Source organism: Eleftheria terrae (assembly GCF_030419005.1).
GTDB lineage: Bacteria > Pseudomonadota > Gammaproteobacteria > Burkholderiales > Burkholderiaceae_C > Caldimonas > Caldimonas terrae.
Map to the genome: position 1 here is coordinate 5,109,514 of NZ_CP106951.1, position 18,564 is coordinate 5,128,077.

The 18,564-nt window shown below is 68.0% G+C and carries 17 protein-coding genes; 12 read left to right on the plus strand and 5 right to left on the minus strand.

Features of this window, described 5'->3' with window-relative positions; all coding sequences use genetic code 11:
- Nucleotides 1-22: 22 nt before the first annotated feature.
- The gene (locus tag N7L95_RS22975; protein ID WP_301257566.1) at nucleotides 23-1,147 is read right to left on the minus strand and encodes an extracellular solute-binding protein; all 1,125 of its coding nucleotides are present in this window, start codon (nucleotides 1,145-1,147) and stop codon (nucleotides 23-25) included.
- Nucleotides 1,148-1,312: 165 nt separating this feature from the next.
- Between N7L95_RS22975 and aepX the strand changes: the two genes are divergently transcribed.
- From aepX to N7L95_RS23010, 7 genes are all read left to right on the plus strand, one after another.
- Entirely contained in the window at nucleotides 1,313-2,221 is a 909-nt protein-coding gene (aepX, locus tag N7L95_RS22980) for a phosphoenolpyruvate mutase (RefSeq protein ID WP_301257567.1), read from the plus strand.
- Nucleotides 2,222-2,267: 46 nt separating this feature from the next.
- On the plus strand, nucleotides 2,268-3,461 hold the full coding sequence (locus tag N7L95_RS22985) for a pyridoxal phosphate-dependent aminotransferase (RefSeq protein WP_301257568.1): 1,194 nt from the start codon (nucleotides 2,268-2,270) through the stop codon (nucleotides 3,459-3,461).
- Nucleotides 3,462-3,472: 11 nt separating this feature from the next.
- The gene (locus N7L95_RS22990; protein ID WP_301257569.1) at nucleotides 3,473-4,336 is read left to right on the plus strand and encodes a phosphocholine cytidylyltransferase family protein; all 864 of its coding nucleotides are present in this window, start codon (nucleotides 3,473-3,475) and stop codon (nucleotides 4,334-4,336) included.
- 12 nt (nucleotides 4,337-4,348) lie between these two features.
- Nucleotides 4,349-5,041, plus strand: a complete 693-nt coding sequence (locus N7L95_RS22995) for a YidC/Oxa1 family membrane protein insertase (protein ID WP_301257570.1) — start codon at nucleotides 4,349-4,351, stop codon at nucleotides 5,039-5,041.
- On the plus strand, nucleotides 5,038-6,885 hold the full coding sequence (locus tag N7L95_RS23000; protein WP_301257571.1) for a hypothetical protein: 1,848 nt from the start codon (nucleotides 5,038-5,040) through the stop codon (nucleotides 6,883-6,885). The genes N7L95_RS22995 and N7L95_RS23000 overlap by 4 nt, the downstream gene beginning before the upstream one ends.
- A 61-nt stretch (nucleotides 6,886-6,946) precedes the next feature.
- On the plus strand, nucleotides 6,947-8,251 hold the full coding sequence (locus N7L95_RS23005; RefSeq protein ID WP_301257572.1) for a CDP-glycerol glycerophosphotransferase family protein: 1,305 nt from the start codon (nucleotides 6,947-6,949) through the stop codon (nucleotides 8,249-8,251).
- A complete protein-coding gene (locus N7L95_RS23010; protein ID WP_301257573.1) occupies nucleotides 8,226-8,792 on the plus strand; it encodes a hypothetical protein in 567 nt (188 codons plus the stop codon). Before N7L95_RS23005 ends, N7L95_RS23010 begins: the two co-directional genes overlap by 26 nt.
- Before the next feature lie 113 nt (nucleotides 8,793-8,905).
- On the opposite strand, the gene N7L95_RS23015 is transcribed toward N7L95_RS23010, so the two are convergent.
- From N7L95_RS23015 to N7L95_RS23025, 3 genes are all read right to left on the minus strand, one after another.
- Nucleotides 8,906-9,247, minus strand: coding sequence for a hypothetical protein (locus N7L95_RS23015; protein ID WP_301257574.1), 342 nt, complete (start codon nucleotides 9,245-9,247; stop codon nucleotides 8,906-8,908).
- A 128-nt stretch (nucleotides 9,248-9,375) separates the two neighbouring features.
- Complete coding sequence (locus N7L95_RS23020) at nucleotides 9,376-9,858, minus strand: disulfide bond formation protein B (protein WP_301257575.1); 483 nt, start codon at nucleotides 9,856-9,858, stop codon at nucleotides 9,376-9,378.
- A 41-nt stretch (nucleotides 9,859-9,899) separates the two neighbouring features.
- Entirely contained in the window at nucleotides 9,900-10,355 is a 456-nt protein-coding gene (locus tag N7L95_RS23025) for a RidA family protein (protein WP_301257576.1), read from the minus strand.
- 68 nt (nucleotides 10,356-10,423) lie between these two features.
- Here N7L95_RS23025 and N7L95_RS23030 point away from each other — a divergent pair, with 68 nt between their 5' ends.
- The 4 genes from N7L95_RS23030 to N7L95_RS23045 all read left to right on the plus strand — a co-directional run bounded on the left by N7L95_RS23030 (nucleotide 10,424) and on the right by N7L95_RS23045 (nucleotide 16,201).
- Nucleotides 10,424-12,853, plus strand: coding sequence for a DNA internalization-related competence protein ComEC/Rec2 (locus tag N7L95_RS23030; protein ID WP_301257577.1), 2,430 nt, complete (start codon nucleotides 10,424-10,426; stop codon nucleotides 12,851-12,853).
- Between the two features lie 142 nt (nucleotides 12,854-12,995).
- The gene (locus N7L95_RS23035) at nucleotides 12,996-14,432 is read left to right on the plus strand and encodes a circularly permuted type 2 ATP-grasp protein (RefSeq protein ID WP_301257578.1); all 1,437 of its coding nucleotides are present in this window, start codon (nucleotides 12,996-12,998) and stop codon (nucleotides 14,430-14,432) included.
- Nucleotide 14,433: 1 nt separating this feature from the next.
- Nucleotides 14,434-15,393 carry an alpha-E domain-containing protein gene (locus N7L95_RS23040; protein ID WP_301257579.1) on the plus strand — a complete coding sequence of 320 codons (960 nt, stop codon included), beginning with the start codon at nucleotides 14,434-14,436 and terminating at the stop codon, nucleotides 15,391-15,393.
- Nucleotides 15,394-15,406: 13 nt separating this feature from the next.
- The gene (locus N7L95_RS23045; RefSeq protein ID WP_301257580.1) at nucleotides 15,407-16,201 is read left to right on the plus strand and encodes a transglutaminase family protein; all 795 of its coding nucleotides are present in this window, start codon (nucleotides 15,407-15,409) and stop codon (nucleotides 16,199-16,201) included.
- Between the two features lie 68 nt (nucleotides 16,202-16,269).
- Here N7L95_RS23045 and N7L95_RS23050 read toward each other — a convergent pair whose 3' ends face one another.
- Nucleotides 16,270-17,352 (minus strand): HPP family protein, encoded by a 1,083-nt coding sequence (locus tag N7L95_RS23050; protein ID WP_301257581.1) that lies wholly within the window; start codon nucleotides 17,350-17,352, stop codon nucleotides 16,270-16,272.
- A gap of 345 nt (nucleotides 17,353-17,697) precedes the next feature.
- Between N7L95_RS23050 and N7L95_RS23055 the strand changes: the two genes are divergently transcribed.
- Nucleotides 17,698-18,555 (plus strand): STAS domain-containing protein, encoded by an 858-nt coding sequence (locus N7L95_RS23055; protein ID WP_301257582.1) that lies wholly within the window; start codon nucleotides 17,698-17,700, stop codon nucleotides 18,553-18,555.
- Nucleotides 18,556-18,564 lie beyond the last annotated feature (9 nt).

An 18,564-nucleotide genomic window follows, 5' to 3' on the forward strand; every position in this document is an offset into this window, starting at 1 on the left:
TTCCGTGCAGACGCGGCGGAGCTCAACGCGACGCCAGGAGGCGGCGCCACTGCGCCAGGAACTCCGAACGCGCAGCGGCCATCTTCGCTTCGTCCAGCGGCACGATCTTGAGGCGGTCCAGCGCCGGGAGGCCGGTCAGCTGGCTGACGTCGATGTCGCTGCGCAGCGGCCGGCGGTAGTTGGACTTGGCCAGCTGCGCCTGCAGTTCGCGCGAGGCCAGGAAGTCATAGAGCTTGCGCGCTTCGGCCGGGTGCTTGCCGCCCTTGATCAGGGCCATGCCTTCCGGCGAGGCGAAGGTGCCTTCCGCCGGGTACACCACGCGGATTTCCTTCAGGCCACCGGCAACGTACTCCTGCGCGGCGTACTCCATGGTCACCGCCACGGCGAACTCGCCTTTGGCGACGCCCTCATAGGCCGCCGAGGTGGTGCTGACCACTGTCGCATTGCGCGCGATCCGGCCGAGGGTGTCTGCCCCGAGCAACTGCCGCAAGCCGTAGAGGGCCGCATAGGACGCGCTGCTGCGCTCGGGGTCGGGAATGACGATGCGGTCTTTCCACTGGGGGGCGGCCAGGTCGGCCCAGCGGGCCGGCACCGGGTCGGTCCCGGTCTGGCGCTGGTTCACCATCAACACGGCCACCTGGGTGTTGGTGCCCAGCCAGAGCCCGCTCGGCTCCCGGTAGGGCGAAGGGACGAACGCCGCATGCGCGGATTGATATGGATCGAGCAGATGCCGGAATTCGCGCACCGTGGCGAGGCCGCCCGACCAGAAAACATCACCGAGGGGATTGGCGGCCTCCGCCTTCATCCGCTGCATCAGCGCACCGGTGCCGGCGCGTACCACCGAAACCTTGATGTCCGGATGGGTCTTGTTGAATAGCTCGACCGCGCGCCCGATGGCGTCGACGTTATTCGAGGAATAAAGAACCACCTCCGCCGCGGACGCGATCATCGCAGCGCCGCCCAATAAAAGGGCCGCGCAGGCCCGGGCCGCTCTATTCAGCATGTCCCTCTCCGGTGAATGGTCCTCGGCCATCTTACAAAGCCACTGTTTTATCAACACCTGATTTTTGTGGCAGGTGAGCGGCCGCCAATTGTTGTAAATACCGATTCCGCGGGTCGTCAAGTACGCATTCTCGTAAATCTGCATGCAACCTTACTGTCAGAAGAGGCAGCTTCCCGGCAAAATTTTCAATGTGACAATTCCGTGGCAGTGCCCCAGCGAAGTAGGTTGCTGGCCATCCTGTCCGTGTATCTCGCTGCGAAGTCGGTTTCATGACGGCCCTGAATCGCAGCGCCTTGGGGAAGGACGATCATGGAAAAACCTCGTGGAGTTACCGCTGATCGGCGCAGGGCACTGCTCAGGCAGCGGCTCTCGCAGAAGAAATGCCTCAGGGTGCTGGAGGCGCACAGCCCCATATCCGCCCTGCTCGCGGAAAGCCTGGATGTGCCAGATGCCCGAACGGGTGAGTCGGTTCAATATGACGCGCTCTGGTCCAGTTCGCTGACCGATTCCACCGAGCGGGGCAAGCCCGACATCGAAGCGCTCGACATCTCCAACCGCCTTTTCAATGTCAACGACATTTTCGAGGTGGCCACGCTGCCGCTGATCATGGATGGTGACACCGGCGGCAAGCCAGAGCATTTCGCGTTGAATGTCCGCTCGCTCGAGCGGGTCGGCGTGTCGGCCGTGATCATCGAGGACAAGACCGGCCTGAAAAAGAACTCGTTGTTCGGCAACACCGTCTTGCAGCAGCAGGAAAACATCGGCGAGTTCTGCGCCAAGATCGCAGCCGGCAAGGCAGCGCAGATCAGCGACGACTTCATGATCATCGCCCGTGTCGAGAGCTTGATCCTCGAGGCCGGCATGGAAGACGCGCTGCAGCGGGCCCAGGCCTACCTGGCCGCGGGCGCCGACGGCATCATGATCCACAGCCGCCGCTCCGAGCCGGCCGAAGTGGTCGAGTTCGCCAGACGCTTCCGCAGCGAGTTCCCGCAGGTGCCCCTGGTCTGCGTGCCGACCAGCTATTGCCAGACCTATTTCGATGAGCTGGAGCAAGCCGGATTCAATATCGTGATCTATGCCAATCACATGCTGAGGGCGGCGTATCTGGCAATGCGCCGTGCTGCGACCGACATTCTGAAATATGGCAGAACGCAGGAAGCCGAGCCTTATTGCCTTGGTATCAATGAAATTCTCGACCTGATTCCCGGCACACGGTGAATCGCATCGCCCATTCTGCCCTTCACTCGACCAGAGGATGTTTGCCATGATGTTGTCCGATCGCACTCGGCTTCTCTCTCCGCCCGGCACCTCGAAAATGCGGGTCATCGCCAACGAGCTGAAGGCCGCCGGCGTCGATGTCGTGAATTTCGCGGCCGGGGAGCTCGATATCGACACCAGCCCCACGGTGAAATCGGCCGCGAAGGCAGCGATCGATGCCGGGCACAATATCTATACGCCGACGCTTGGTTTGCCGGGCTTGCGGAAGCTGGTGGCCGAACTGGTCAGCCGGCAGTGCGGCACCCCGTACCAGGATACCGAGGCGGGCGTGACCGCCGGTGCCAAGCAGGCGCTCTTCAATGCCGCCTTGGTGCTGGTCAATCCAGGCGACGAAGTGATCATCCCGCAGCCCTATTGGGTGACTTTCCCGTCCCAGGTGGAGCTGGCCGGGGGGCGGCCGGTGTTCATCGATACGCGTCGCTCCGGCTACCGCCTGCTGGCGGCAGACGTCGAGCGGGCCGTGACGGCGAAGACGAAAGCGATCGTCATCAACACGCCGAACAACCCGACCGGCACCATTTACGACGCCGACGAGTTGCGCCGAGTTGCCGATTTGGCCTTGCAACACGACTTCTGGATCATTTTCGACGAGTGTTATGCCTCCCTGGTGCGCAGCGGCCATGAGCATTCCAACATCGTTGCCTTGCGTCCGGAGGTGAAGGATCGGGTGGTTGTCGTCAACTCCTTCTCCAAGAGCCAGGCCCTGACCGGCTGGCGGGTGGGCTATGTCGCCGCGCCGGCGCCGGTGGTCAAGGCGATGGAAAACCTGCAGGGCCACACCACTTCCAATCCGAACAGCGTGGCGCAGTACGCCGTCATGGCGGCGCTGCGCGAAGGCATGGCGCCCTTCGTCGACGCGGCCAATCGCCTGCTCGACGATCGGCTGCAGCACGCGCTGCACATCGTGCACGAGATGGCGGGAATCAAGGCGGCACCAGCGGAAGGCGCCTTCTATCTCTTCCTCGACATCCAGTCCAAGCTGGGCAAGTCCTTCCGCGGCCAGCAGGTGAAGGATGTGGACGCATTGTGCGAGCTGGCGCTGGCGCATGCGAACGTGGCGGTGGTCTCCGGCGCTGCCTTCGGGGACCCGACCGGCATACGGGTGTCCTACGCCATCAAGAGCGAAGACGTCACCAAGGGCCTGCTGCGCCTGCAGCGGTTTTTCGCCGAGATCGAATGAGGGAGATTGCCATGAGCGACACACATCCGGACGCGCTGGCCCTGGCCCGCCACACCGAGGTCATCATTCTGGCCGCGGGCCTGGGCAGCCGCCTGGGGCCCAATACCGCGGCCCGTCCCAAGTGCCTGGTGCCGGTCAACGGCACGCCGATCCTGCAGCGCATGGTCGATTCGCTGCTGGCGCACGGTGTGGAGGGCATCACCGTTGCCATCGGCTACCTGGGCGACCAGATCCGGCAGTTCTTCGCCGAGCGCTATGCCGGGCTGCGGGTGAACTTCGTCGAGAACCCGAATTACGCGGCCACCGGCTCGGTGTTCTCGCTCGACTTGGCGCTTGACGCGGTGGACCCGGCGGCCCACCTGCTGCTGGTCGAAGGCGACGTGGTGTGCGAGCCGGAGCTCATCCGCCGCACCTTTGCCTCGGCCGCGCAGGCGTCGGCGCTGACGGTGCTCTCGCCCTATGAGCCCAGCCTGTCCGGCACCTTCGCCTTGACCGGGCAGGGCCGGGTGGCCGCCTGGCTGCACGAGAGCGTGCGCACGCCGGACTTTCCGCTGGCCGAATCGTTCAAGACCGTGAACATCAGCTTCCTGCGCGCCGGGCAGCCGGCGCAAGCGCTGCGGGCGGCGGTGAAGGACACCATCGTGAAGGGCGGTGTCAAGGCTCCGCTGGAGTATGCGATGCAAGACCTGGTGAGCCAGGGCCTGCCCATCGAGGCCCTCGAGACGACCGGCCTGAGGTGGTTCGAGATCGACACGCCGGAAGACCTGGCCATTGCGGAGGACCTGTTCCCGCCGCTTGACGGGTCCGGCAGCGCCGGCACCGCGGGGGCAGGCCTCCCGGCGCCCGGGCTGCCCGTGGCGGCAGCCCTCGGTTGATGGAGTGATGCGATGTTCGGGGCATTGGAGCTGATCCTCATCGAGCCGATACGGGCCGCCTTGCTGGTAGTGCTTGAGTGGGCCTTCGAGCTCACGAGGAGCCAGGGGGTGGCCATCATGGTGCTGAGCCTGGTGTTCAACCTGCTCCTGCTGCCCGCCTACCACTGGGCAGAAAAGGTGCAGGGCCGCGAACGGGAGGCGCAGGCGCGCATGGCGCCCAAGCTGCAGGAGTTCAGTTTCGCCTTCGCGGGGCAGGAGCGCTACATGATGCAGCGCGCCCTGTACCGCCAACACCGCTACCACCCGATCTTCGCAATGCGCGGGTTGGTGCCGCTGGCCCTGCAGATCCCCTTGTTCATCGCTGCCTTCGGTCTGCTGAACCGGCATGCACCGCTGTCCGGCGTGCCTTTCCTCGGCATCCCCGATCTCGGGGCGCCGGACGGCCTGCTGTTCGGAATCAACCTGCTGCCCATCGTCATGACCTTGCTCAACCTGATCGCGCTGTGGCTGTACAGCCAGGGGCAGGGCGTGAGCGAGAAGGTGCAGGGCCATGTCATCGCAGTGCTGTTCCTGGTGCTGCTGTATCGGTCGCCAGCCGGGCTGGTGCTGTACTGGACCACCAACAACCTGTTCTCGGTGTTCAAGAGCCTCTTCTATTCGAGCCGCCGATCACACGACTTCTACCGAGCGAGCAAATGCGCATGAGCCGTCCGATCCGCTTTCCCGTGTTCGCCGAGCTGCAGGGGCGCCAGGGGCGCGTCTACGCCCTGCTGGCAGCGGCGCTCTTCATGGTGGTGGCTGTCGCACTGCCGGCGTCGCTGACCGGACTGGAGGACGACGTCGACGGCCTGCGTGGTTACTTCAGCTTCTTCTTCGGGGTGGTGCTCGGCTACGGCATCCTCTATGCCGGGCTGGCCTACGTGGTGTACCGCATCTCGTCCAGCAGGGTTCGCTCGCTGTGGATCGCTGCCGGGCTGGTGCTGCTGTTCGCGGCGCTGGCTTTCGGCTTCTTCCTCCCCCCGCATGCGGGCGTGCTGGACAACTTCAGCTTCTCGGAGCCGGCCGGGCTGGCGCCGAACGCCACGTCGCTGCTGATCGACGCGGTGGTGTTGCTGGCGTGTGTCGTGGCTGCTGTGTACCTGCTGGCGCGTCGCCTCTCCTGGCTGCTGAACGGCCTGGGGGTGGCGCTGCTGGCCAGCGTGGTGGCCACCGGCTACAGCCTGTATTCGATCCATGAGCGCGTCAGCCGCAAGTCGGAAGACGAGCTGGCCGGCAACGCCAAGCTGTTCAGCTACTCCAAGACCGGCAAGAACGTGGTGATGATCTTTGTCGACGGTGCGATGAGCGGCTACCTGCCTGACATCTTCGCCGACAGCCCTCGCCTGCCGGCGCAGTTCCCCGGCTACACCTGGTACTCCAACATCGTCTCCACCGGCAACCGCACCTTCAACGGTCTGCCGGCCGTGTTCGGCGGGTTCGACTACACCGTCTCGGGCATCAACCAGCGCAGCGGGGCCTCCTTGAAGGAGAAGGTCAGCGACGCCTACCGGCTCTATGTCGACAACTTCAGTGCCCATGGCTACCAGGTGCTGTACTCCGACCCGTTCTGGTTCGGGCTGCAGCGCAAGGGGGACTGCGAGTACTTCAACCAGCGCTACGAAGGGCCGGGCATTGCACGCTGCATCCACTCCATCGGCAAGCGCATCGGCGCCAAGAAGGCCAATGTACGCAAGGGCCAGGAAGATCGCCTGCGCCTCGGCCTGGCGCACCAGTACATCGCCTTGAGCCTGCTGCGGGTGGCGCCGACCTCGCTGCGTGAATCGATCTACGGCAAGGGCAGCTGGGTCGGGCTGTCCTACATCTGGAAGAAGAAGGAGGACAAGTACCTCAACAACTTCTTCAGTCTTGCCAGCATGGGCGAGCTGTCGGATACGGCGGCGCCGCGCGACACCTTCACCTTCATCACCAACGAGCTGCCGCGCGCGCCGCTGTTCCTGAAAGGCGACTGCATTCCGGACCGCAAGTTGTCGGACGCGAACGAGACGGTGCACTCGCTGATCCAGCGCTACAACAGCAGCGACACGGCTGCCATCTACCAGACCACCCGGTGCACGGTGGAAATGCTCGGGCAGTACATGGACTGGTTCAAGGCCCAGGGCATCTATGACAACACGATGTTCGTGGTGGTGTCCGATCACGGCTGGGTGTCGCACAACCCGCTGCTCAAGCAGGTGCCGGAGCAGACCCGCTACTCGATGTTCCAGAGTTTCCTGATGATCAAGCCTTTCGGTGCGTCGGGCCCGATCGCCGAGTCGAAGCAGTTCATCGCCAACGCCAGCGTGCCCGGCATCGTCTGTGACGTGCTGGGGGGGTGCAAGGACCGGGTCAGCGGCAAGGTCATCCGCTATACGCCAGTGCAAGGCTGGGTCACCTTGCATGAAACGCCTTGGCAGCCCAGTGGCCAGGGGCCCGACAACTACCGGGTCGAGCACCTCTACCGGGTAAAGGAAGACGTCACCCAGCCCAAGAACTGGGAGATGCTGCGGTGACTCCCGGCCGTGAGCCGGCGGGCAGCGCCTCTTCTTCACCTCTCATCGACAGGAAGCCATCATGAGCGCGCTGGATGCCACGCTGCTGCCGTCGCTGCTGCTGTACCTCGACCCCGGTACCGGGAGCATGCTGTTTTCCGCGGTGGTCGGATTTGCCGCGGCGTCCTTCTTCGCGCTCAAGGGCCTGATCGTCCGGGCGCCGACACAGCTGCGTGCCTGGTTCGGCCGCCACGCGGGGGACTCCGCGCAAGACCGGCGCCTGGTGGTCTATAGCGAAGGCGGGCAGTATGAGGGCACCTTCCGGCCTTTGCTGCAAGAGCTGGCACGCCGCGGCATCGGCTGCCTGTACCTGTCGAGCGATGCGGGCGATCCCTTGCTGCAGTCCGGCATCGCCGGTGTCGTCACCCGGCACATCGGTCGCGGCCCGGCCGCCTGGGCCCAGCTGAACACCCTGCATGCCGAGGTGTGCATCATGACCACCCCTGGCCTGGACGTGCTGCAGATCAAGCGATCGCGCCATGTGCGGCACTATGCCCACCTGATCCATTCGCCAACCGACAAGGCCTTCAATCGTCCTTACTCCTTCGACTACTTCGATTCGGTCATCCTTTGCGGCCCGCACCAAGAGCGCACCCTGCGCTGCCTGGAACAGCTGCGTGGCCAGCCACCGAAGCTGCTGGTGCAGGCCGGCTGCCTCTACTACGACGAGATGCTGCCGGCCTATCGCGAGCTGCCGCCGGTGCAGCACAGCGCGAAGGCACCGTTGCATGTGCTGATTGCGCCCACCTGGGGCAAGAACGGTCTCCTCACACGCTATGGCATGCGGGTGATCCGGCCGTTGGTGGAGGCCGGCTTGCGCGTGACGGTGCGGCCGCATCCCCAGAGCTGGATCTCCGAAGCGGCCTTGCTGGCCGATCTGCGCGAGCAAACGCGGGAGTTCGCGGAGTTGCGCTGGGACGACAGCCGGGACGCCCTGCATGCGATGTCGGAATCGCATCTGATGGTGTCGGACATCTCCGGCGTGCTGTTCGACTACTGTTTCCTGACCGAGAAGCCGGTGCTCAGCCTGGCCTTCGAGCCGGAACGCCGCGGCTTCGAAGCCAACGACCTGCCCTACGATCCGTGGGAGCTGACGGTGCTCGACATCGTCGGCAAGAAGGTGGGCGAGGGCGACCTGCCGCGCCTGGCCAGCCTCGCTGCCGACATGGCTGGCGACGTTTCCCGGACCGCACAGATCCGGGCGTTGCGTGAGCAGTATGTGCTCCATTTCGGCCAGGCCGCCGTCCCGGCGGTCGACGCGCTTGAAGACATCCTGCAGCTGGCCGCTGCCGGGGGGGCTCGTGCCCTTGCTGCATCCCCGGCTTGACGGGCGGCCGGCCGCCGGCCGGGTGGCCCCGGCAGCCGCTGCCTGCGACCCGCAGGCGCGCCTGCTGCTGCGGGCGCTGCTGCACGCCCCTGTGCGGCTGGTGCTTGCGGGCGTGGCGGCCTCGCTCGTGCTGACATACGCGGTGGCCGCCGTGTTGCAGCCGTCCTTGGCCGTGAGGCCCCCGGCAGTGCCCATGCCCGGCCCGCGCTTGTTCCTGGCGGCTGGCTTGTTGTCTCCCCTGGCCGAGAATCTGCTGCTGTGGGCGGTGGTCGGCTTGCTGCATCGCTCCCGCCGCTTCGCCGCGATCCCGGGCTTGTGGTGGCGCGCCGCCGTGCCGGCAGCCGGCTTCGCTGCTGCCCATGCCGCATTGCATGGTGCCCTTGCGACATCCACCTTCCCGGCGGCGCTTCTGCTGTGCGCGCTGCTCACGCTGTCGCTGCAGGCTGGGGTGCGGGTGCGCGCACTGGCCTGTGCAGCTGGCTTGCACAGCTTGCACAACCTGGCCCTGCTCGGCTGGATGGCGTGGCGGCCGGGCGCCTGACGCAGGCTGGTCGGGCCGGGGCTCGGCATGCGGCCCGGCATGGCTCTGCCCGGTGGGTCGCCGGAAGGCCGCCGTGCGGGCCACGGCGCGGCGACCGGGAGCCAGCCCCGCTCTCAGCCGGGCTTGCGCAGCCGCTTGACGTTCGATTTCACCGTGCGGCTGTAAGGCAGCAGCGCCTGGTTGGCGGTGCGTACCAGGTGCCCGGTGTGGTGCAAGGTGGGCCGCATCAGCGTCTGCGGCGACTGCATCAAGTGCGGCCACATCGCGAACCAGGTGCTCCACCAGGCCTGGCTGGCTGCCAGTGTCTTCTCCCAGACCATGCGCTGCGATTCCAGCACGGTGGCCATCGGCCATGGCCAGGGGGCGTTCATCATCGTCAGCCGGCGGGTGATCACTTCCGGCGCGCCGGTTGCGATGTCCATCGAGCGGGTCCAGAAGGTGTACCAGGGAACCATGGGCTGAGCTCCTCATGCCGCGTTCATCGCGGCAAGCGACCCCAGCTTATTCCGTGCGCCAGCCGCCGGTCGGCCGGACCCTGGCCCAGGTAGGGGATCAGCGGCGCCACAAGGGGCGGGGGCCGGGCTCAGCCGGCCGGGCGCCGCACGATCATCACTGCCGCGACACCCAGCACGACATACAGCGCCAGGCTCCAGAACTCATACGGCAGGCCCAGCAGTGTCGCCGCCGCGTCCGCGCAGGACGCCCGGACCGCGAACACGAAAGGCAGCGCTTGCTCCAGGCCGAGTGCGCTGATGATCTTGTCGGCCAGCGTCAGGTTGCAGGAGAAGGACTTGGCTGCCACGGTGTTCTGGTGAACCGCCGCGGCGATGCCCGCCACGGCAAACACCGCCGCCAGCCCTGCCGCCACCCGGCGCACCAGCGGTACCTTCACTGCCCAGGCGATGCCCGCCAGCAGCGCGATCACCAGGAAGATCACCCGCTGCAGCACGCACCAGGGGCAAGGCTGCAGGCCGAAGGCGTACTGGGACACCAGTGCGGCGCCGACGGCGCCCAGGCTGGCCAGGCAGATGACGCCGGACAGGGTGGAGGAAGACGACAGACGCAAGACGGGCTCCGCAGCGGTACAAGTTGAAGGGATGAGCTTCGTTATTCGACTTCGGCAATAAGTTCAATCTCGACGCAGGCACCCAGCGGATTCTGCGCGACACCGAAGGCGCTCCGGGCATGCGCGCCCTGGGGGCCGAACACCTGGCCGAAGAGCTCCGAGGCGCCGTTCGTCACCAGGTGCTGCTCGGTGAAGCTCGGCGTGCTGTTGACCAGGCTCATCAGCTTGACGATGCGCTTGATCTTGTTCAGGTCGCCGACCGCGGCGTGCAGGGTGCCCAGCAGGTCGATCGCCACCGCGCGCGCGGCGGCCTGGCCCTGCTCGGTGGTGATGTCCTTGCCGAGCTGCCCGGCCCAGACCGCGCCGTCCTTCTTTGCGATATGCCCGGACAGGAACAGCAGCGAGCCGGTGCGCACGAAGGGCACATACGCGGCAGCCGGCACGGCCAGCGGTGGCAGTTCGATGTTGAGCGCTTTGAGCTTGTCGTAGACGGACATGGGGCAGGGCCTCCTGTATTGGCGAAGCGGCAATCCTACACTTGGTGCCCACACGGGGAGGGTCCGGGGTGCAGCACAAGAGCAAGGCAACGACGGGTGCCTGGCTGGGGCCGCTTGCGGTCCTGGCCGGCATGGCAATGCAGCTGCAGCAGCCGGTGCTGTGGCCGGGCCTGTCCTACGCGGCAGCCCTGGTACTGGGCAGCGTCGGCGGGTGGCTGGCCGTGCGCGGGCCGGCACGGTACTTCGTGGTGCTTTGTGCCCTGGCTTCGGCGTCGCTGGGCTGGGGGCTGGCCGGCAGCCTGGGCAGCCAGCGGTGCGCCGCTCGACTGCACGACAGCCTGCAGGGGGTCGACCTGCAGGTCAGCGGCATCGTGGCCGGGCTGCCACAGCCGACGGGTGCCGGGCAGGGCACGCGCTTTGTCTTCGAGGTACGAGAGGCGGATCAGGACGGGCGGCCGGTGGTGCTGCCGCGCCTGCTGCTCCTGTCCTGGTATTCAGGCAGCTTCCGTCCGGGCGCCAGCGGCAGTCCGGAGCCGGCACCCGATGTGCGGGCCGGGCAGGCCTGGCGCTTCACGGTGCGTTTGAAGCAGCCGCACGGCCTGTTCAACCCCCACGCGCGCGACCACGAGCTGTGGCTGTTCGAGCAGGGCATCGGTGCCACCGGCCAGGTGCGGGCCGCCGGCCCGTCGGCGCCGCGGCTGATCGGCGCCCCCGACGGCGGAGGCTGGCAGCGCTGGCGGCAGCGTGTGCGCGATGCCATCCAGGCGGAGGTGACGGACCCGCGAGCCGCGGGCGTGCTGGCGGCGCTCGTGGTGGGCGACCAGGCTGCCATCGATGACGATGCCTGGGAGGTCTACCGCCTCACCGGGGTGGCCCACCTGATGGCCATCAGCGGCTTGCACGTGACGATGTTCGCCTGGCTGGCGGCGGTGGGGGTGGGCCGCCTCTGGCGGCTCCACGGGCCGCTGATGCTGCGCTGGCCGGCGCCCTCGGCGGCCCGCGTGGGCGGGCTGGCCCTGGCGACCGCCTATGCGCTGTTCTCCGGCTGGGGCGTGCCGGCACAGCGCACCGTGTGCATGCTGGCGGTGGTCACGCTGATGGGCGGCGCCGGCCGCCGGTGGCCATGGCCGCTGGTGCTGCTGTGGGCTGCCGTGGTGGTGGCCGCTTTCGATCCCTGGGCACTGCTGCAACCCGGCTTCTGGCTGTCCTTCGGGGCCGTGGCGCTGCTGATGGCGGCTCAACCGGGGCAAGCGCCGCCCGCGCCGCCGTCGCAGGCGGGGTCCCGGCTGCGACGGCTCGGCGCCGGCTTGGGCCGTGCCGCCCGGGACGGGGTTCGCACGCAGGTGCATGCGAGCGTCGGGCTCGCGCCGCTGAGCCTGCTGTTCTTCCATCAGGTCTCGCTGGTGGGTCTGCTGGCCAACCTGGTGGCCATTCCCCTGGTGACCCTGGTGGTCACGCCGCTGGCGCTGCTCGGCGTGGCATGGCCGCGGTTGTGGCACGCGGCGGCGGCGGTGATGCAGGCGCTCGATGCCTGGCTGCTGCAACTGGCGGGCTGGCCCTTCGCCAGCTGGACCGTCGCGGCTGCACCGGCCTGGGCCCTGGCCGCCGGCTGCCTGGCCGGGCTGCTGGCGGTACTGCCGCTGCCGCTGTGCTGGCGGCTGCTGGCGCTGCCCCTTGGCCTGCCCTTGCTGATGCCGCAGGCGCCGCGCCCGGCAGCGGGGCATTTCGAAGTGCTGGCTGCCGACGTGGGGCAGGGCGGGGCGGTGATCGTCCGCACGGCGCAGCACACCCTGGTCTACGACAGCGGCCCCCCCTACGGCAGCGACACCGACGCCGGCGAGCGCGTGCTGCTGCCGCTGCTGCAAGCCTTGGGCGAGCGCCAGCCGGACCGGCTGGTCCTGTCGCATCGCGACAGCGACCATGTCGGCGGCGCCGGCTCGCTGCTGCGCGCCTTCGCGTCCATCGAAGTGTGGAGTTCGCTCGAGCCGGCCCACCCGCTGCGGGCCCAGATGGCACGCCACACCGACTGCCTTGCCGGGCAGGCCTGGTGGTGGGACGGCGTGCACTTCGAGCTGCTGCATCCGTTTGCCGGCGACCGGTCGCCGCCGCTGGCGCCGAACCGGGTGTCGTGCGTGCTGAAGGTCAGCGGCGGCGGCCACAGCGCCCTGCTGCCCGGCGACATCGAGCGCAGCGAGGAACTGCGGCTGGTGTCCGCACTGGGAGCGGGCCTGCAGGCCGAGCTGCTGCTGGCGCCCCACCATGGCAGCAAGACCTCCAGCAGCGCCCCCTTCCTCGACGCGGTGCAGCCACGCACGGTGGTGTTCCAGGCGGGCTGGCGCAACCGCTTCGGCCATCCCGCCAGCAGCGTCGTGGCTCGCTACGACAGCCGCGGCATCGAACGCATCGCCAGCCCGTCCTGTGGCGCCTATCGCTGGGCCGATGGCCATGGTGAATGCGAGCGGGAGGTGCGGCGGCGCTATTGGCACCATCGGCCGTGAGGGCGACCCGGGCTGGCTGGCGCATCGAGGCAGCGGCCGGGCGAGCTGGAAGGCATGGCGAGCCGCCCCCGCCATGCCGTGGTTCATGGCACCATGCGCAAGGCCTGCTTCTTGCATGTGGGTCGCCCCGGAGAGTGCCACGATGAGACCGAGTTTCGACGAGATGAATGCGAGCGCCGACCAGGTGCGCGAGCACTACCGCACCTATGAGCGCTGGCTGGGGCGCCAGCCGCGCGACGTGCTGAAGGCGCGCCGTGAGGAGGCCGAGATGATCTTCCGGCGCGTCGGCATCACCTTCGCCGTCTATGGCGCGAAGGATGAGGACGGCGCCGGCACCGAGCGGCTGATTCCCTTCGACATCATCCCGCGCATCATCCCGGCGCACGAATGGCGCGAGCTGGAGCGCGGCCTGGCGCAGCGGGTGACGGCGCTCAACCGCTTCATCCACGACATCTACCACGGCCAGGAGATCGTCAAGGCCGGGCTCATTCCTCCCGAGCAGGTGTTCGGCAACAGCCAGTTCCGTCCCGAGATGCTGGGCGTGGACGTGCCGGGCGGCGTCTACGCCCACATCGCCGGCATCGACATCGTGCGTGCGGCCCATATCGACGGCAGCGGCACCTACTACGTGCTGGAAGACAACCTGCGGGTGCCCAGCGGCGTCAGCTACATGCTGGAGAACCGCAAGATGACGATGCGGCTCTTCCCCGAGCTGTTCAGCGAGCACCGCATCGCCCCGGTGGACCATTACCCCGACCTGTTGCTCGAGACCTTGCGGGCGGTGGCGCCGGCCGGCGTCAACGAGCCCACCGCGGTGGTGCTGACGCCCGGCATGTACAACGCGGCCTACTTCGAGCATGCCTTCCTGGCGCAGCAGATGGGCATCGAGCTGGTCGAGGGCCAGGACCTGTTCGTCAAGGACAACTTCATCTACATGCGCACCACCCAGGGCCCGAAGCGGGTGGACGTGATCTACCGTCGCGTCGACGACGACTTCCTCGATCCGCTGGCCTTCCGCGCCGACTCCTCGCTCGGCTGTGCGGGGCTGCTGGGCGTCTACCGGGCCGGCAACGTCACGCTGGCCAACGCCATCGGCACCGGCATCGCCGACGACAAGTCCGTCTATCCCTATGTGCCGAAGATGATCGAGTTCTATCTCGGCGAGAAGCCGGTGCTGGCCAATGTGCCGACCTACCTGTGCCGCGAGCCCGACGACCTCGCCTATGTGCTCGACCACCTGCCGGAGCTGGTTGTCAAGGAGGTGCACGGGGCTGGCGGCTACGGCATGCTGGTCGGGCCCGCGGCCAGCCGCCAGGAGGTGGCCGACTTCCGCGCCCGCCTGCTGGCCGATCCGAGCGGCTATATCGCGCAGCCGACGCTGTCGCTGTCGAGCTGCCCGACCTTCGTCGACAGTGGCATCGCGCCCCGCCACATCGACCTGCGGCCCTTCGTGCTGAGCGGCAAGGCGCTGCAGATGGTGCCCGGCGGGCTGACCCGGGTGGCGCTGAAGGAGGGCTCGCTGGTGGTCAACAGCAGCCAGGGCGGTGGGACCAAGGACACCTGGGTGCTGGAGGCTTGAGATGCTGTCGAGGACTGCCGACCACTTGTTCTGGATGGCCCGCTACATGGAGCGGGCCGAAAACACCACCCGCATGCTCGACGTCAACTACCAGACCGGCCTGCTGCCGCAGTCGGCCGGCGCCGCCGAGCAGGGCTGGCGCGGCCTGCTGAGCATCTCCGAGCTGACGCACGACTTCACCGCGCGCTACGACAGCGTGAGCGCCAAGAACGTCATGGACTACATGGTGCGCGAGGAGCGCAACCCCTCCAGCATCGCGAGCTGCCTGCGCGCCGCGCGCGAGAACGCGCGGGCGGTGCGCGGCACGTTGACCACCGAAGTCTGGGAAACGCAGAACCAGACCTGGCTCGAGTTCAAGCGCCTGGTCGACGAGGGCGAGCTGGAGCGCGACCCGGCGCGGTTCTTCGAGTGGGTCAAGTTCCGCTCGCACCTCTCGCGTGGTGTGACGCTGGGCACCATGCTGCAGGACGAGGCCTTCCACTTCCTGCGCATCGGCACCTTCCTCGAGCGGGCCGACAACACCGCCCGCCTGCTGGACGTGAAGTTCCATGCCGTGCAGAGCGACTTCTTCGGCGTGGCGCGCGAGAAAGAGCTGGAGTACGACTTCTATCACTGGTCGGCCATCCTGCGCTCGGTCTCCGGCTTCGAGGTCTACCGCAAGGTCTATCGCAACGTGATCCGGCCCGAGAAGGTGGCCGAGCTGCTCATCCTGCGGCCCGACATGCCACGTTCGCTGGCGGCCTGCGTGAACGAGGTGGTGCTCAACCTGCGGGACGTGGCCAACCAGCAGTCGCACGAGACGCTGCGCCGCGCCGGGCGGCTGCAGGCCGACCTGCAGTACGCCCGCATCGACGAGATCCTGGCCACCGGCCTGCACGCCTACCTCACGCAGTTCCTCGACCGCATTGGCGACCTCGGTGTCGGCATCAGCCGGGACTTCCTGGTGCCGGTGATGCACTGAGGTGCCCCACGCGATGCTGTTCCAGATCCACCACGCCACGCACTACGAGTACAGCGCCGAGCTGCAGCATGCGGTGCAGGCGCTTTGCCTGACACCCTCGTCCGGCCCGCAGCAGACGGTGTTGCAATGGCAGGTGAGCGGGCCGGGCCGGTTGTTCGAGTCCACCGACGGCTATGGCAACCGCACCCACAGCTGCACGCTGCCGGCCCGCTTGCGCAAGGGCACGCTGCGCGCGGGCGGCACGGTGCAGACGCATGGCGTGGCGAGCTTCGCCGATCCGCCGGGCAGTGCGTCGCCCTGGCTCTACCTGCGGCCCACGCCGCTGGCCGAGCCACATGCGCGCCTGGCGGCCTGGGCGGCGCCCTATCTGGCGGCCGGCGTGTCGGCCGACGCCATGCTGGCGCTGGCGGCAGCGGTCCGCGCCCAGGTGAGCTACCGGCCCGGCCACACCGGCGTGCAGACCACCGCGCTGGAGGCCTTCGACTGGGGCAAGGGCGTGTGCCAGGACCAGGCCCACGTGTTCATCGCCGCCTGCCGCAGCCACCGGGTGCCGGCACGCTATGTGAGCGGCTATTTCCACGCCGAGGACGAGCCGGAGCTGGCCAGCCATGCCTGGGTCGACGTCTGCCTCGACATCGCGGCGCAACACTGGCTCAGCGTCGACGTCACGCATGCCTGCCCGATGGACGAACGCCATGTGCGGCTCGCGGTGGGGCCTGACTACGCCGCCTGCCCGCCGGTCAAAGGGGTGCGCCATGGCGGCGGGCGGGAGACCATGCAGGTGCATGTGGAGGTGCGCCGCCTCTGAGGCAGCGGCGGGGGGCGGCTGCGGCCAGCTGGTCGCGGCGCCGCTGTCCGGGCGGGGCGGGGCGAACGCTAGGCCCGGCCGCCCTGGAGCGCCTGCGCCACGACTAGGCGGTGCAGTGCGGCGATCAGGTCCGATTGCGCCACGATGCCCTGCAGCCGGCCCTCCTCATCCACCACCGGCAACTGGTGCAGGCCACCGTCGGACATCGCTTCCACCAGCGTCGTCAGCGGATCGCCGGGGCTGACCGTGACGGCAGGGCTGGACATCAGCTCCGCCACCGCGGGCACCCGGCCGCCGGTATCGCCGAGCCGACGCATGAAGCGCCGCCAGTTGGCTGCCAGCCCTTCCTGCTCCTGCCAGCCGGCATGGCTGAAGAAGTCGCTCTGGGAGATGATGCCGACCACCCGGCGTTCGGCGTCCACCACCGGCAGCGCCTGCACCCGGTGGCGCTGCAGCCGCCGCCAGGCCTCGGCGAGCGGCGCCTCGGCAGCCACCGAGACGACGTCGCGCGACATCAGGTGGGCGCAGTTCGGAACGCCCGCATGGCGTTGCAGCGCGCGTTGCTCGGCCTGCTCGATCAAGGCCTGCAGGTCGTCTTCCGCAATGTCCAGCAGGTCGGGGCCTTGCCGCAGCGCGGCTTGCACGTCCTGGCCCCGGATGCCCAGGCGCTCGGAGGGGGCCGGGTCGCGGGTGCCATGCGGCTGCGCGGCCGGCGGCACGCTGGCCGGGTGCGGATAGCGGTGGCCCGTGAGGCGGTGGTAGAGCACGGCCGCCAGCACCAGGAGCAGGGAGTTGAAGCCGACCGGCCACCAGGCGAAGGCGTAGCCCTGGGCCTTGATGGCGGGCGCCCCGATGACGCTCAACAGCGCCACCGCGCCGCCCGGCGGATGCAGGCAGCGCAAGGCAAACATCAGCCCGATGGCGGTGCACACCGCCAGCGCCGCTGCCAGCAGCGGATCGCCAATCCAGTGCGCACAAGTGACGCCCACCAGCGCCGACAGCATGTTGCCGCCCAGCACCGACCACGGCTGCGCCAGCGGGCTGGCAGGCACCGCGAACAGCAGCACCGCCGATGCGCCCATGGGCGCCACGAGCAGTGGCAGCGCCCCCGTGCCGCCGAGCGCGGCCCGCGTGATGAACCCGGTGATCAAGAGCCCGACGAGGGCGCCGCAGCAGGCGCGCACCCGTTCAGCGGCGCTGGCCGGGACGGGGGGCGGCAGAAGAGCGTGAAGCCAGTGCAAGGTGGGAGGCAGTCGAGCCAAACAACAGGCCGCATTATGCAAGGCGGCACCAAGACGGGGCTTTCGTGCACCTATTTGTGAAATCGCTCAGTACTGTGGCGGTGCATGCGGCCGATGGCGCCTCGCCTGCGCACGGTTTTTGCGCCTAGGCTGCTCCCGGCAGTTGCGCGCAAGGCGCGGCCATAATCGCGGGCGGCCGCCGTCCGGGGCAACACAACACATGGCACATGCCATTCCCGAGGAGGAAAGACCAAGATGAAATCGCAGAACCAGTCCATCGACGCCTGCCTGAAGACCGAGCCGGAGCGATTCCTGAGTGAATGGATTGCCGAATTTCTTGCAAACCAGTCTGCCGGTGCGGCCGTCGGGCAGACCGCCAGTGCCGACGCGTCGCGGGTGCTCGAGGCGTTCGCCATCGGCATTGCAGCAGACGGCGAGCCTGGCCGCTTCAACGCGGCGCCCTGGGCGCCGCTGCGCGAGAGGCTGGCCACGCTGTCGCGCTCCCGTGCCGCACAAGGATCCAGCGCCGGCGACACCAGCCTGCTGGTGCTGGCCATGAAAAAGCCGCTGTTCAACCGCTTGCAGCAACGCCACCAGCAGGACCCCGCCGTCTTGGCCGAGATGCTCTGGTGGGCCTCGACGCTGGTTGACAAGATGGCCCAGTTCACGGTCGACACCTACCAGACTTCCCGCGAAGACATCATCAAGCGCCAGCAGGAAGAGCTGCTCGAGCTGTCGACCCCGGTGGTCAAGCTGTGGGATGGCGTGCTGGCGGTGCCGATGATCGGCACGCTGGACAGCAGCCGCACCCAGGTGGTCATGGAGAGCCTGCTGCAACGCATTGTGGAGACCTCCTCGGAGCTGGCGATCATCGACATCACCGGCGTGCCGACGGTGGACACCCTGGTGGCCCAGCATCTGCTCAAGACGGTCACCGCGATCCGCCTGATGGGCGCGGACTGCATCGTCAGCGGCATCCGTCCGCAGATCGCGCAGACCATCGTGCACCTGGGCATCGACCTTCAGGGCATCACCACCAAGTCGACCCTGGCCGATGCGTTGGCGCTGGCGCTCAAGCGCACCGGCCACACGGTCACGCGCGACGCCGCCTGAGACGGAGGC